This is a genomic window from Sphingobacterium sp. NPDC055431, from assembly GCF_053644255.1.
Map to the genome: position 1 here is coordinate 1 of NZ_JBSHLH010000026.1, position 14763 is coordinate 14763.

11 protein-coding genes are annotated in these 14763 nt (G+C 43.4%); 6 read left to right on the top strand and 5 right to left on the bottom strand.

Annotated features, from left to right (window positions below; all coding sequences use genetic code 11):
• Positions 1-56: 56 nt before the first annotated feature.
• Positions 57-680: a 7-carboxy-7-deazaguanine synthase QueE gene (locus ACWIB3_RS17095; RefSeq protein ID WP_185210479.1), complete on the bottom strand. Its 624-nt coding sequence runs from the start codon at positions 678-680 to the stop codon at positions 57-59.
• A 486-nt stretch (positions 681-1166) separates the two neighbouring features.
• Here ACWIB3_RS17095 and thrS point away from each other — a divergent pair, with 486 nt between their 5' ends.
• From thrS to rplT, 4 genes are all read left to right on the top strand, one after another.
• Positions 1167-3092: a threonine--tRNA ligase gene (gene thrS / locus ACWIB3_RS17100; protein WP_185218208.1), complete on the top strand. Its 1926-nt coding sequence runs from the start codon at positions 1167-1169 to the stop codon at positions 3090-3092.
• Positions 3093-3104: 12 nt separating this feature from the next.
• Positions 3105-3668 carry a translation initiation factor IF-3 gene (infC, locus tag ACWIB3_RS17105; protein ID WP_214648496.1) on the top strand — a complete coding sequence of 188 codons (564 nt, stop codon included), beginning with the start codon at positions 3105-3107 and terminating at the stop codon, positions 3666-3668.
• A 38-nt stretch (positions 3669-3706) separates the two neighbouring features.
• Entirely contained in the window at positions 3707-3907 is a 201-nt protein-coding gene (gene rpmI / locus ACWIB3_RS17110) for a 50S ribosomal protein L35 (protein ID WP_185210477.1), read from the top strand.
• A 100-nt stretch (positions 3908-4007) separates the two neighbouring features.
• Positions 4008-4352 carry a 50S ribosomal protein L20 gene (gene rplT / locus ACWIB3_RS17115; protein ID WP_093098929.1) on the top strand — a complete coding sequence of 115 codons (345 nt, stop codon included), beginning with the start codon at positions 4008-4010 and terminating at the stop codon, positions 4350-4352.
• Between the two features lie 506 nt (positions 4353-4858).
• Here rplT and ACWIB3_RS17120 read toward each other — a convergent pair.
• The 4 genes from ACWIB3_RS17120 to ACWIB3_RS17135 all read right to left on the bottom strand — a co-directional run bounded on the left by ACWIB3_RS17120 (position 4859) and on the right by ACWIB3_RS17135 (position 11913).
• The gene (locus ACWIB3_RS17120; protein WP_454292215.1) at positions 4859-5962 is read right to left on the bottom strand and encodes a metallophosphoesterase; all 1104 of its coding nucleotides are present in this window, start codon (positions 5960-5962) and stop codon (positions 4859-4861) included.
• Positions 5963-6046: 84 nt separating this feature from the next.
• A complete protein-coding gene (locus ACWIB3_RS17125) occupies positions 6047-7807 on the bottom strand; it encodes a RagB/SusD family nutrient uptake outer membrane protein (RefSeq protein WP_454292216.1) in 1761 nt (586 codons plus the stop codon).
• Between the two features lie 5 nt (positions 7808-7812).
• Positions 7813-10857, bottom strand: coding sequence for a SusC/RagA family TonB-linked outer membrane protein (locus ACWIB3_RS17130; RefSeq protein WP_454292217.1), 3045 nt, complete (start codon positions 10855-10857; stop codon positions 7813-7815).
• A gap of 291 nt (positions 10858-11148) precedes the next feature.
• Positions 11149-11913: a DeoR/GlpR family DNA-binding transcription regulator gene (locus ACWIB3_RS17135; protein WP_175486313.1), complete on the bottom strand. Its 765-nt coding sequence runs from the start codon at positions 11911-11913 to the stop codon at positions 11149-11151.
• A 153-nt stretch (positions 11914-12066) separates the two neighbouring features.
• Between ACWIB3_RS17135 and ACWIB3_RS17140 the strand changes: the two genes are divergently transcribed.
• Positions 12067-13335, top strand: coding sequence for an MFS transporter (locus ACWIB3_RS17140; protein ID WP_454292218.1), 1269 nt, complete (start codon positions 12067-12069; stop codon positions 13333-13335).
• Positions 13336-13363: 28 nt separating this feature from the next.
• Complete coding sequence (locus tag ACWIB3_RS17145) at positions 13364-14758, top strand: FAD-dependent oxidoreductase (RefSeq protein WP_185210472.1); 1395 nt, start codon at positions 13364-13366, stop codon at positions 14756-14758.
• Positions 14759-14763 lie beyond the last annotated feature (5 nt).

A 14763-nucleotide genomic window follows, 5' to 3' on the forward strand; every position in this document is an offset into this window, starting at 1 on the left:
AATTTTGATTTGCAGCCCTTCGCTTTTTATATCTTATGGGCAAAATGTATTTGCCCTTAAGGGATGTTCAGATATTTGTGGGTCTGTAAGGAGATTTCCCACCTAGGATTGTCCTTAACATAATCAATGATCAAAGGAGTCATCTCTGCAGCCTTGGACCATTCCGGTTGTAAGTAGAGTTTGCAGGTCGAGCTAACAAACTTCGCATGTTCTTCGGCCCATTGGAAATCACTTTTATTGAAGACGATGACTTTCAGTTCACCTGCAGCACTCAACACATCTTCTCTCGGTCCCTTGAATTTTTTTGGAGATAGGCAGATCCAGTCCCAATATCCCGTCAAAGGATAAGCTCCGGAGGTTTCCAAGAAAATCTTGATGCCTGCTTCCTTAAGCTTTTGGGTCAGGTAGGTCAAGTTGTACAATAAAGGTTCGCCACCGGTAATCACCACGGTTTTTGCCGGATGTTGCAAAGCATGCTCCACGATGACGTCTGCAGAAGTCAAGGGGTGCATTTCAGCATCCCAGCTCTCCTTGACGTCACACCAATGACAGCCTACATCACAACCTCCCAAACGAATAAAATATGCTGCTTTTCCGGTATGGTATCCTTCCCCCTGTATCGTGTAGAATTCTTCCATCAAGGGAAGAAATGTGCCGTCCTCTGGAACTTGATTTGACATGTTACTGAATTTGAGCTGCAAAAGTAGGAAAAAAATCAAGATAAATGGAATTTCAATCCCTTGTAAGTCCTTCAAGCCTGTCGGCTGAAGGTCAAAAAATAGACCTTCAAATTTTTAAAATCGAAAATTTCATTCGGGATTCCTTTTAGTCTTGTTCGAGGCATATTCGCAATTTTCGAAATATGTCCCGAATAAGAGTAAGGTGAGTCCCAGCTGTATTGCTTCCTTTTATTTTTGCTGAAGTTTTTTTCTTCAAGCTGGGATTTGTAACGAGGCCAGAAATAGAAGTCCATGTTTCTTGAAATATAAGCAAAAACTTTTCTGAAATGACTGAAAATAAACTTTTTTCCCCTAGAGTTCATTTCGAAAAGACTAAAAATTTTCGTATTTTTGCATTGCATTAATTAAGGCAGCCTTTATAAACCAATGTAATTGTACATATTGGAAAGGTTGCAATTTTAGACAAACAATAAATCATAGTTGTAAATGATTAACATTACACTACCTGATGGATCTGTCCGTCAGTATGAACAGGGTACAACTGCTATGCAGGTTGCCCAATCGATTTCCGAAGGATTAGCTAGAAATGTATTAGCTGCAGAAGTAAATGGTGAGGTTTGGGATTCTTCAAGACCCATTGAAGGAGACGCTTCGGTAAAATTATTGACCTGGAATGATGATAAAGGTAAATCTACCTTTTGGCATTCATCCGCTCACTTATTGGCAGAAGCACTAGAAGCCCTTTATCCAGGGATTAAATTTGGTATCGGTCCAAACATCGAAACCGGTTTCTATTACGATGTTGACTTCGGTGACCGTGAATTCTCCTCGGATGACTTCAAGCAGATTGAGGACAAGATGTTGGAATTGGCTAAGCAAAAAGAGGTTTTTGAGCGTAAAGCTGTATCAAAAGCGGATGCATTGGCTTATTTCGAGGAAAAAGGTGATGAGTACAAGTTGGACTTGATCAAGGACTTGGAAGATGGAAAGATCACTTTTTATACACAAGGAAATTTCACTGACCTGTGTCGTGGACCACATATCCCGAATACAGGTTTTATCAAAGCGATAAAATTGACCAATGTGGCAGGTGCTTATTGGCGAGGTGATGAATCTCGTAAGCAGTTGACCCGTATTTATGGGGTTACTTTCCCTAAGGCTTCGGAATTGACCGAATATTTGAAGTTTATCGAAGAAGCCAAGAAACGTGATCACCGTAAGTTAGGTAAGGAATTGGAACTGTTTGCCTTCTCGGAGAAAGTGGGGATGGGATTGCCATTGTGGTTGCCGAAAGGAACTGCATTGAGACAAAAACTTCAGGACTTTTTACAGAAAGCGCAGATCAAGGCTGGTTATGAGCCTGTGATTACTCCGCATATCGGTCATAAACAATTGTATATCACTTCTGGTCACTACGAGAAGTATGGTGCGGATTCATTCCAACCGATCAATACACCGGTAGATGGCGAAGAGTTCTTGCTAAAACCGATGAACTGTCCGCATCACTGTGAGATCTACAAAACAAAACCTCGCTCTTACAAAGAGCTTCCGGTTCGTTTTGCAGAATTTGGAACGGTTTATCGTTATGAGCAGTCGGGTGAGTTGCATGGTTTGACCCGTGTTAGAGGGTTTACTCAGGATGATGCGCACTTGTTCTGTCGTCCAGATCAGGTGAAAGAGGAGTTCAAGAAAGTGATTGACTTGGTGCTGTATGTATTTGGGGCATTAGGTTTCAATGAGTTTACTGCTCAGATTTCATTGCGCGATCCAGAGAACAAGACCAAATATATCGGTTCGGACGAGAACTGGGCATTGGCTGAGGCAGCGATCATCGAATCGGCTACCGAAAAAGGCTTGCCTACCGTAGTGGAGTATGGTGAAGCAGCTTTCTATGGTCCTAAGTTGGACTTCATGGTGAAAGATGCCTTGGGCAGGAAGTGGCAATTGGGTACCATTCAGGTTGACTACAACCTTCCGGAGCGTTTTGAGCTGGAATATACGGGTAGTGATAACATGAAACATCGTCCGGTTATGATCCACCGCGCACCATTCGGATCCTTGGAACGTTTTGTTGCAGTTCTGATTGAGCACTGCGGGGGTCAATTCCCGTTATGGCTTGCTCCTGAGCAGTTTATCATCCTGCCAGTGTCAGAAAAATATGAAGAATATGCGCAAAAACTTTTGGAATCCCTAAATAATTCCGATATTCGCGGTCTGATTGACTTGCGTGACGAGAAAGTTGGACGCAAGATCCGTGATGCCGAAGTGAAAAAGATGCCTTACATGTTGATTGTAGGGGAGAAGGAGATGGAAAGCGGAACAATCTCAGTTCGTAAACATGGTGGGGTGGACTTAGGGTCGATCACAGCAGAGGAATTTAAAGATTTATTAATAAAAGAAATAACTGTTTAATTAAAGGAACATTTGGCAAAAAGTAACAATTTCGGCCCGAGAGGCCCGATAAGAAAAAAAGAACCAGAACATCGTATCAATGAGCACATCCGTGTTCCAGAAGTACGTTTGGTTGGTGACAATGTAGAGCAAGGGGTATTTCCGACACGTCAGGCATTAGCATTAGCTGATGAGTTAGAATTGGATTTAGTTGAAATCTCTCCAAACGCTACGCCTCCTGTTTGCAAAATTATTGATTACAGTAAATTCGTTTACGAACAGAAAAAAAAGCAAAAGGAAATCAAAGCGAATGCGAAGCAGACGGTGATTAAGGAAATCCGTTTTGGACCTAACACCAGCGAGCATGACTTCGAGTTTAAGTTGAAGCACGCAATGCGATTCCTGGAAAGTGGCGAGAAAGTTCGTGCTTACGTACATTTCAAAGGCCGTGCAATTGTGTTCAAGGAACAAGGTGAAATCTTGTTGTTGCGCTTTGCCCAAGCCCTAGAAGATTATGGTAAAGTGGAACTGTTGCCTAAGTTGGAAGGTAAGCGCATGTTCTTGACATTGGCGCCCAAAACCAGCCCAAAGAAATAAGACGTATCTAACAGATTGATAAAAATTATATAAGTATTATGCCAAAAGTTAAAACCAATTCCAGCGCGAAGAAACGTTTCAAATTGACTGGAACAGGTAAAATAGCAAGAAAAAACGCTTTCAAAAGCCACATCTTGACTAAGAAAACTACTAAACAAAAACGTAACTTAACTACTACTAGTTATGTGAGTGATGCTGATACAGGCAACGTAAAACGTATGCTAGCTATCGGTAAATAAGTTTAGAAAACATTTTATAACAATATTTTTTTAACCGGGTATAGGGTCGTAAGATTGCTGAAAAACGCAACGCCTTTTACCAAATTAAATTTTAAAAATTATGCCACGTTCGGTTAACGCAGTTGCTTCTAGAAGAAGAAGAAAAAGAATCCTTAAATTAGCTAAAGGCTATTATGGATCCCGTAGCAAAGTATATACTATTGCTAAAAATACAGTAGAAAAAGGTTTACAGTACGCTTACCGCGACCGTAAAACCAAAAAACGCGAGTTTAGAGCTTTATGGATTCAACGTATCAACGCTGGAGCACGTCAACACGGAATTTCTTATTCTCAGTTGATCGGTAAATTAAACGCTAAAAACATCGGCTTGAACCGTAAGGTATTAGCTGACTTAGCTTTAAACAATCCAGATGCTTTCAAAGCAGTTGTAGACGCAGTAAAATAAGTTTAAACCGCATCTTTTTGTTAGATATAAATAAAGCCATTCCGAAAGGGATGGCTTTTTTTGCTGGAGGAAATTAGGGGTTTTTGTACGGGTGTATCGCATCCGGCTGACGGATGCAGGTACAGATTATGGGGTTCTTTGTACTTCCTGTTTGACGTCAAAATTCGTTCCTCCAACTATACTTTCTCAAACTTACGATGACTGGCATCCCTAAAAAAACAAAAAAATAGATTCTTCGCTTTGCTCTGAATCCCTTTTTAACTCATTTTTGGTACCGTACGCTAATTATATTTTAGATCCTGTCATCCATTATCGAGGATAATTGAACTGCTCGCCATATAAACCTATTATATGTTCAAAATATGCAGCAGGCTTATGCAATATAAGCCCCTACGGAAATGGGGTCAATTATGGACAGGAAACAATCTTCAAATCATAATCTTGGTCCAGCCGTTGGGTGAGCCTGTCGAGAACCACACCCTTGCCTAAATTCTAATGTCTGATGTCTAATGTCTGTTTTCCCCCAATACAATCTCAAACTGATCATAATCTGCTTTTCTCCAGGCCATATCTTGGGTGCTGCTTGACAATGCAAACCATGGGGAAAAGGTTTTTACTTTTATGGTTTTACCATCTGGCATAAACTCCAAAATCCTTATCCAACCATCTCCACCACTTCCATAGGTTCCACCACCCAAGGCTTGGGCGTTAAAGGTCATTTGATTTACATCTTTACCTGCAGCGTTCTTGTCGATACGGAAGCCTACATGTTTCCTGGGGTCGTTTGGAGAGCCTATATGGCCGGAAATAACCATTTCGATATTCTTGGATGGTTTTACCAGTTTTTCAAATACAGCAGTCCCGTAATTGGCATCTTGCAGATCATACTTGGCGGTCTTGATGTGCTCGTTTTGGTAATTTAGGTAGGCATGGGTCAACAAGACTACGCTATGGTCTCGGTATTTGTCTTGGTTGACGACCTTGTTTGCCCATTTCAATACAGTATCTCGAGGAGCGAACTCGATGGAAAGGAATAGAAACGGCTTGCCATGAGGTGATTTCCATTGATAGGCGGCATTTTCTAAGCTTGGGTTCCCATAAATGTTCTCCGTAACTTCCCTTAGGATCTTTTGGTTTTCGCTGTTTTTGTCCGGATAGAAATAATTTGGGAAATGCGTAGTCTTGGGTTTATGGGTATAGCTGAAGATGTTGTAGTCATGGTTCCCGGATGCGGTAATGTAGGGGATTTTGCCATCCAGTTTTTCGAAGGCTTTTGCGGCTGCTTCCCATTGCTGTTTACCGGTCTGGTCCATTTTCTTGGGATCTGGATTGATGATGTCATCGTGCTCTACCAGGTCTCCCGTGCACATGACCATCTGAATGTTGAGGTTGTCTTCGTTTTCCACGATCCAATTCATCATGACATCCAAAATAGGTTGGTTCCGCTGAAACTTCACGTAGTTCTGGATGTCAGGTAAGAGGACCGTGGTCCAGGAGCTGGAATCGGATAGATGAGGCTTTTCAAAGGCTTTTTTTTCTTGTGCTATGGCGTAAGAAGTGACTGTGACCAATAGGGCACAGAAGCATATGATTTTCTTGATTGCGTTCATTTTTTAAGGATTGCTGAGAAAAAAAACGTGACCTGGGCCGGTCACGTTTGAGAAATAAAAGTATTTGTATGAATTGTAAACGTATTAATAACCTGGGTTCTGGGTCAGGTTTTTATTGGCATCCATCTCTTGCGCAGAGATTGGCCAATACTCATCTTTGTTTTCCTTGAAGACTACAGCCTGAGTGCCGAAGACTTTACTTGCTACACTGTGGTTGTACACTGGGTTTGCATTCTCATCGATTCGGGTCAATACGTTTTTATCCCAAGCATTAGCCAATCGGTTTAGATAGATATGGCCGTTCATGACTTGGTTTGCAATTCCCCAGCGACGAAGGTCGTGCCAGCGCAAACCATCATTGGCCAACTCTACCTTTCTTTCATAGCGTAGGGCTTGGCGCAATTGCGCCTGAGAAAGTCCTGTAGGAAGGTTTGGCATATGCGCGCGTTTACGGATCTGGTTGATGGCATCATACACTGTACCGTCGATGCTGTTATCTTCAATCTTCGCTTCTGCATAGATCAACAGGAGTTCTGCATATCTCAACACACCAACATTTAAGTCCGAGAATCCGGAAACCGAAGTCGTCGGGAAGTCCACTAGATCGGTATGCTTACGCCATAGGTACCCGCTAAAGGAACGGTATGCGTTGGTGGCATCAGCATTGGTCTGTGAGCTAGGTTTGGTAGAGGTACCGTTGATTACAGGCCAATAGTTGTTCACTTTGGAGAATGAGGCATTTGGCTCGAATTGGAATCCCATAAACCTGGAATTCGGACGAACAGTGTAAAGGTCCAAACGTGGGTCTCTGTTTTCAAATGGTTTCTCCGGGTTGTAGCTGGTCGATTCCGTGATGTACTTGCCATCTAGATCCTGGAAAGAGTCGATGAAGTTTTGGGTCGGTCCCCAATAACATACGCCTTTCCCAAGTCTGGAAGCTAGGTAATAACCTTGATTATGGACGTTGTCGCTGATATTGCGGTTGTATTCAACCACCCAAATCCATTCTTTGCTGGTTTCGTATCCTTTGTGGCCAAATATATTGGCAACTTCTGGTTCGCCTTCCTTGTGGGACTTGTTGGCAAAGTCGATGGAATTGTCGAACTCCGTCAAGGCATGGATCCCATTGGATAGGGTGATAGCTTTTTGTGATGCTTCGCTAGCGAGCTTGTATTGTTTTGCATAGAGGGCAACTCTGGCTTTTAGGGTATAGGCAGCAATGCTGGATGCCCTAGAAAACTTTGTTCCGGCCTGTGATTGGGGTAGGTTGTCTGCAATGGCAGTCAGTTCATCCAAGATGAATTTTTCTACCTCAGCTTTTTTGGTTCTACCCGGTAGTTCATCGCCCAGTTTCAATGCGTTTTTCAATAAGGGAACATCGCCATACAATTCGATCAGTTGGGAATAGGAATAGGCACGGATAAATCTCAACTCGGCATCGATCTTTTTGTAATCAGCTTCAGACATGCTGGTTTTGATGTCTGCCAATTTATCCAGGACATCATGTACCCTTCCGATGGTTTTGTAATGGGCAGCCCAAGGTTTGGTTGCCAAGGCATTGTCAGTCGTGATAGAACTGGTAATCGGTGATGTATAGTTGTTTCCAGGTCTAGCATAGCCAATATCGGTGATGTTGTCCATAACGTGCCAGATAGGGGTGCTGGAAGCATCTAGAAGGGTTAAACCTTTGTATGCTCCTAAGAGTCCCATTTCAGCTTCTTTTTGGCTGGCTGGGAAGGTTTCAGACGATGGGCCGTCCAATGGTAATCGGTCTAGGTCGCAAGAGCTCATGAGCGCTGCGCATAATAAACTGATTCCTATGATAGATTTTGTCTTCTTGATCATTGTTCTTAAAATTTAAAGTCTAAACCAAATGTGTACACCTTAACCTGGGGGTAGAAGTTACCTGAACCTAAGGTTACTCCATCCTGTGCTCCTGAGTTATAATTGATTTCAGGGTCATAGCCTTCGTAGAAGTTTGTTTTTGTAAAGAGGTTCTGTCCGTTGGCATAGATGAATATTCCGCCGATCTTGCTGTTCGCCAGCCAGCTTTTAGGGATCTCATAGCCTAACTGAACATTTTTCAATCGGAGATAAGAAGCGCTTCTCATCCAGAAATCAGAGTTCTGCGTATTGTTTGTTGAGGTTACCGATACGCGTGGTAAAGAGGCTCCTCTGTTGTCTTCGGACCAGTAGTCCAATTGCCAAGGTTTAATCGCCGAAGAGTTCACCGCTGGGATCACGTAATGTGAATCCAGGTAGCCATTTGCTTTAGCTACACCTTGCAAAAAGGCACTGAACCTAAGGCCCTTGTAGCCTAAGTCTAGGTTGAATCCGTAGGTATATCGAGGCATGGTGCTGCCGATAATGGTTTTATCTGCATCCGTGATCTTGCCATCTGGGATGGCATTGCCATTCGCATCTAGATCACCCGCGATGTCCCTGTATCTGATATCGCCCGGTTTTAAGGTGCCGAACTGCTTAGGTCCATTGTCTATTTCTTCCTGGGATTGATAAAGACCGTCGGATTGGTAGCCGTAAATGGAGTTGATGGAATATCCTTCCTGTTGTCTCAATAACGTTCCTGAAACTTGTCCTTTCATGTCAAGGATCTTGTTCTTTACATCGGAAATATTGGCGCCGATACCTAATTTAAAATCGCCGAATTGGTTGTCGTAACGCACCGATGCTTCCCATCCTTGGTTCTGTACCTTGGCCGCATTTTGGAATGGTGCATTCTTGCCATATAGCTCAGAAACGTAAAGTTTCATCAGGATACCATCGGTCTGTTTGGTGTACCAATCGAATGTAACGCTGAAGTTGTTGAAAAGGGATGCATCCAATCCTAAACCGGCCATCGTGGTTTCTTCCCACAATAGGCCCGAGTTTGCCATGGTGTTCAAGGCAATCATTTGATCAACCGCACCACCAACGGAAATACTTCCTAGATTCAAGGTTTCGATGTATGGTTGGTAGGTTGTTCCGATGTTTTGGTTACCTAGGATACCCCATGAACCGCGGAGTTTCAATTGGTTGATGGAATTTTTTAGGTCAGCCATAAATGGCTCTTCCGAGATTCTCCATCCAACAGAGAAAGATGGGAATGCTGCCCAGCGGTTTGATTTTGCAAACCTGGAACTTCCGTCATAACGAAGGTTGGCTTCCAAAAGGTAACGGCCTTTGTAATCGTAGTTAAATCTTCCGAAAGTGGAAACCAACAGCCATTGGAATTGGTTTCCAGCATTGTTCTTGGTTTCTGTGTCTGCACCAGCGTTCAATACTTCATAGGTGTCGTAGGTAAAATCACGACGGTATCCCATCAGGTATTTTTCGTCATAAGTTTCTCTTGAGGCACCGAGCATCAAGCTGAAGTTGTGGTCATTGAATGATTTTTGTGCAGTGGTTTGGAAAGAGTAGCTTCCGTTGAAATAGCGGTAAGCAGATTCAGTCAGTTCCGTAGAAGGTAAGGCTGTGCCCGCTTCGCTTCCGTCTTCGTAATAGGTCATGACTGCCTTTGCGAATTCATGGATATTACGGGTGCGGTATCTTGGTGCTGCCATACCTGAGATGCTCAACCAATCGAATGGTTTATAGTTAATGGAAAGGTTTCCCAATAACTCCAGGCTGTTTACTTTTTTATTGCCACCATCTTCAATGAAAGCTACGGGGTTGTTTTTTACCCAGCCTTCTGACCAAAGGCCATCGCCTACGCGGATTGGGATGTTGGTTGGCATACGGCCAATATAATTCCAGATAGTTCCTTCATTAGCGATCTGTAAGCGGTTGCTGTTTACGGCTGAAAGGTCAAAACGGATGTTTAATTTATCATTTGGATTGATGTCCATATTGTTTCGGAAGGTGTATCTTTTGAAACCGGTGTTGTCAATCAGTCCATCTTGGGATACATAACCCAGGGAAGGAGCCACGCGGATCTTCCCAGCGCCGGCATTGAGGGAAACAAAATGGTTGTGGGTGAATCCTGAACCATTTAGGATGCCTTTTTGCCAGTCGAAATTATCTGGGTTCTCTGCATATAATTTATTGAATTCTTCAAAATCTTTTTCGCTGTAGATTACGGAGCCGTTATCGTTCATGTTGGCATCGTTAAATACTTTCATGAAAGTTGCACCATCCGTTACCTTCGGGATAAAGGTTGGGTCCTGCCAACCTGTATAGCCTTTGTAGTTTAGGGCAAATTGGTCCTTACCACGCTTAGTTGTTATCAAGATTACCCCGTTAGCGGCACGGGAACCGTAGATTGCCGCAGATGCTGCGTCCTTAAGGATGGAGATGTTCTCGATCAGGTTCGCATCTACATTGTCCAAGGATCCTGCTACACCGTCGATGATCACAAGAGGTTCAGAATCTGATCCGCCGAATGAATTGACACCGCGGATACGGATCTGACCCTGGTCACCGCCTGGTGCGCCGGATTGGGAGGTTACTGTTACGCCCGGTGCGAGACCTTGCAGGGCAGAGGAGGTGGATACGATTGGTCGTCTTTCCAGCTGTTCGCTATTGATCGTAGAAACAGCTCCGGTCAGGTTTACCTTTTTTTGAGTCCCATAACCAACCACAACGACTTCGTCCAGGTTAGTCAGGTCGGCTGTAAGGATAACATTGATTGTCCCTTGGTCCGCAATGGTTCTTTCCGCATTGGCATAACCCATGCTTGCGAAAACCAAAACATCTCCAGTGTTGGCTTCGATAGCATACTCGCCAGTTGCTGAAGTTTGGGACAAGGCATTAAGATGACCCTTAATGCTGATGGTTACGCCTTCCAAAGGGTTTCCATCTTCATTGGTCACTTTCCCCGAGATATTCTTTTGCTGTGCCCATAGCATGCCTATAGGTAGAAAGCACAGCAAAAAAATGAGTTGCAGTTGTTTTTTCATTTAGATGCTTATTAATAATAAATAGGTTCTTTTTACAGATGTTTTAGAGTAGAGTTTTAATGTCCTTACAATATGTTTAAAATTGTTTCGAAAATAGCTTAATAATGTTAAATCAATATTAAGGCTTTGTTTTCGTTATGTTAAAACAAGGCATAAATGCCGATATCATATTAGATTTTATTCAAAAATAACAATAGGTTATTCGCTTATAAAGCGTTTCGAAAATAAAAAAAAGATTTTTAAACCAAAAATTTAAAAATCTTTTTTCTGAAAATGACTTAGAAAGGTAGCTTAAGCTAGAATGATTTTGATACCCAAGTCTTCGATAGACTTGACGATGTTTGGGGACACCTTGTTGTCGGTAATGATGTAGTCTACGTCGATCAATTCGCAGATCTTGCCTAGGCCTCTTTTTCCAAATTTGCTGCTATCTGCCAGGATTGCAATCTTTTGGGAGGTTTCGATCATTTTTTGGTTTAATGTTGCTTCAGGTAGGTTGCTGATGGAGATTCCGAATTCCAGGTCGATTCCGTCGGCTCCAAGGAACAGGATCCCGCAGCTGATCTCGTCCAAGATGCGGATCGCATACTGCCCGGCAACGGAAGATGAGTTGGTCCTGATTAGTCCTCCGAGCTGTAAAACCTCGATGTTGGGCTTGCCACTGAGCTCTAAACCAACTTTTAATGCCGGCGTGATGACCGTAAGCATGTGTGTGGATTCAATGTTTTTGGCTAGGGTGAACACGGTTGTGCCGGATCCGATCATGATGGAGTCGTTGTCTTTGATCAGTTTGATCGCGGCCTGTGCTATGCGCTGTTTCTCCTCGCTGTTGATGGATTCCTTCACCATGATAGGGCGGTCGATAGCGTAAGGATTGCTGTTGGAAGCTCCTCCTTTGATCCTGAATAACAGGTTTTTGTCTTCTAGTACTTTAAGGTCCTTTCGGATCGTTACGCTGGAAACCTTCATGGTTTCGCAGAGCCAGTCTATCGTAATTTTCCCTTTTTCCTTTAAGCTTTTTAGAATGAATTCGTGTCTGTCTGTGATATTCATCATAATTCATTAAAATAAGTTAATATAATAGCAAATATAGTCAGCATTTCTGTACTTGCCTATTCTTTTTTTTTATTTAAAAATGTTTTTTTTATATTCATTTATTCCTACATTTGAATTCATAACTGGTATTATTTTAATAACCGAATCTAATTTATGTCGAAATTTACGTTGCCTATTCCAGCCACTAAAAGGAGATGGTATATCATAATTGTCATTTTTTTAGCCATTGTCTTCAATTATTATGATAGGCAGATTGTGTCGATCTTGAAGCCTATGCTAAAGGACGAGTTTGATCTGGGTGACGATGGATATGCCTTGGTGATCAATGTTTTCACGGTGTTCTATGCCTTGATGTATCCGGTGTCTGGTTGGTTGGTGGATAAATTCGGTGAACGGAAGGTGATGTTGGTTGGCATATTGGGGTGGTCATTAGCATGTTTGGGAGGTGGTTTTTCAAGGACTTTTGGTTCTTTCCTGTTTTTCCGAGGGATGCTCGGCGCTGCAGAACCTACAAACTTTCCCGCTCAGTTGAAGGTGATCACTGTTTGGTTTTCAGGAAAATTGCGTGCTACGGCAAATAGCTTATGTGTTGCGGGAAGTTCGATCGGGGCGATCATTGCGCCGCCTTTGGTTGCTTGGCTCGCCATGCGCTATAATTTCCATACGGTATTTATCGTTGCCGGGGTTGTAGGCTTGATCATTGCCCTTTTATGGTTCCTGATCTATACGGAACCGCCAGCAGAGATCCGTAGGGAAGCGATAGGTGAGGCGGATGCTCAATCTGCCGGATACGGTTTCTCATGGGGGCAGTTATGGAAGACCAAGACCTTATGGGGGATCCTGTTGATTCGTTTTGTGAGTGATCCCGTTTGGTATTTCTGTCTTTTCTGGTTGCCCGGCTATCTACAGGAAGAAAGTGGATTGACCTTGGCGCAGATCGGTATGTTTGGATGGATTCCATTTTTGGTGGCCGATTTAGGAGCTATTGGCACTTCTGCATGGTCGGATAAAATGGTCCGCAAGGGCAAGGAGCCTTTGTTGGCCAGAAAAATTATGCTGAGTAGCATTGCAGTATTGGCACCATTGTGCTGTTTGACGGCCTATGTTTCCAATCCTTATCTCACCATTCTGATCTTTTCCTTGGTTGCCGTGGCTTGCTTAAGCTGGTTGTTTACCATTTCAGTGGTGATAGCCGAGGCTTTCCCTGTAAAGAATGTAGCTTCTGTTTTAGGGATCGCAGGTGGTTTTGGTGCATTGGGAGCAGTTCTGTTCAACTATTTCGTTGGTCAGATGATGGGATCGCTGGGTGCAGGGACCATTTTTATAGCAATGGCATTTATGCATCCCATTGCGGTATTGATTCTTTGGACCATGGTCAAAAAGGAGAAGCCCAAGGAGGCTGTATTAGTAGAGAATAATTAATTAAAAAATATTACAACATATTATTGTTATGGGAGAAGTTAAGAACATTTTGGAGCCTGCAAGAGAGACTCCTGTTCGTATGGAAGTTGATGTTTTGGTTGTTGGCGGCGGTCCTGCCGGTATTATTGCTGCTCAGGCTGCTGCATCAGACGGGTTAAAGGTTGCCTTGATTGACAACCGTAGCTTTGTTGGTGGGAATATGACCATCGGTTTACCGATCCTGGGTTTTTTGGGACAAAAAGGAAACCAGATCATCAAGGGTCTTCCACAGAAGTTTATAGAACGCTTGAAAGAAGTGGATGCAGCCTCAGAACACCGTCCATGTCCACTGCACATGAGCTTGACCTTAGTGGAACCGGAAGCAGTGAAAAATGTTGGCTTGAAGGTTTTGGAAGAAGCTGGCGTGAAAGTACTGCTTTATGTTTTCTCTGCTGGTGTTGTGATGGAAGGCGATGAGCTGAAAGGTGTAATCATTGAGAGCAAATCTGGAAGAGAGGTCATTTTGGCGAAAACGGTCATTGACTGTACCGGAGATGCAGATGTTGCCTATAAAGCAGGGGTGGAATGCGAGCAAGGAAACGATGTTGGTGGTGCCCAGCCTCCGACCTTGATGTTCTGTATGGCTGGAGTGGATACCGATAAATTGCGGATGTCCATTGCTGAAGAGCCAAGAACTTATTTGACTGACTTTATACCAGCGGAATACTTTGGGCAAAACCATCAGTTTATCGTGGTTGGTCTTAGGAGTGTGATGGAAAAAGCACGTCAAGCTGGCTATCACCTTCCGGTTGAACGTACGATTTTGATCACCGGTCTTCGTGAAGGAGAGGTTTGGGTCAATATGTCCAGGATCAATGGAGTAGATGGAACTAATCCAGAAAGTTTGACTTTTGGGGAGATTGAAGGTCGCAGACAGGTGGAAGAGATTCAACGTTATTTGGTGGATTTCGTTCCTGGGTTTGAAGATGCACATTTCACTAAAATGGCTCCATTCCTGGGAATCCGTGAGACTCGCCGTATCGTTGGAGATTATGTGATGACTGCAGATGATATCTTGACCTGCCGTCGTTTTGATGATGCCGTTGCTGTGGCAAGTTATCCATTAGATATCCATCATCCTGAAGGTGGTGGCTGTACCTTGACCTGGTGTGGCGATAGTTATGATATTCCATACCGTTCTTTGGTACCTAAAAAGGTAAAGAATTTATTGGTGGCTGGGCGCTCGATTTCAACGACGCATGAAGCTATGTCTGCCATCCGTGTGATGGCCCCATGTATGGCGATGGGGGAAGCGGCGGGGCGTGCGGCTAAACTAGCGGTTCGTCATGGCGTGAGCCCGGCAGATGTCAATGTGGAAGAGCTAAGGGCAGAATTGATCAATTCAGGGGCATATTTAGGAGAAGACCTAACGGCTACCGTTTAAAAATA

Bases quoted from the DNA above. Each gene is read 5' to 3' on its own strand.
- ACWIB3_RS17095 (WP_185210479.1), bottom strand. From the start codon at position 680: ATGTCAAATCAAGTTCCAGAGGACGGCACATTTCTTCCCTTGATGGAA.
- thrS (WP_185218208.1), top strand. From the start codon at position 1,167: ATGATTAACATTACACTACCTGATGGATCTGTCCGTCAGTATGAACAG.
- rpmI (WP_185210477.1), top strand. From the start codon at position 3,707: ATGCCAAAAGTTAAAACCAATTCCAGCGCGAAGAAACGTTTCAAATTG.
- rplT (WP_093098929.1), top strand. From the start codon at position 4,008: ATGCCACGTTCGGTTAACGCAGTTGCTTCTAGAAGAAGAAGAAAAAGA.
- ACWIB3_RS17120 (WP_454292215.1), bottom strand. From the start codon at position 5,962: ATGAACGCAATCAAGAAAATCATATGCTTCTGTGCCCTATTGGTCACA.
- ACWIB3_RS17125 (WP_454292216.1), bottom strand. From the start codon at position 7,807: ATGATCAAGAAGACAAAATCTATCATAGGAATCAGTTTATTATGCGCA.
- ACWIB3_RS17130 (WP_454292217.1), bottom strand. From the start codon at position 10,857: ATGAAAAAACAACTGCAACTCATTTTTTTGCTGTGCTTTCTACCTATA.
- ACWIB3_RS17135 (WP_175486313.1), bottom strand. From the start codon at position 11,913: ATGATGAATATCACAGACAGACACGAATTCATTCTAAAAAGCTTAAAG.
- ACWIB3_RS17140 (WP_454292218.1), top strand. From the start codon at position 12,067: ATGTCGAAATTTACGTTGCCTATTCCAGCCACTAAAAGGAGATGGTAT.
- ACWIB3_RS17145 (WP_185210472.1), top strand. From the start codon at position 13,364: ATGGGAGAAGTTAAGAACATTTTGGAGCCTGCAAGAGAGACTCCTGTT.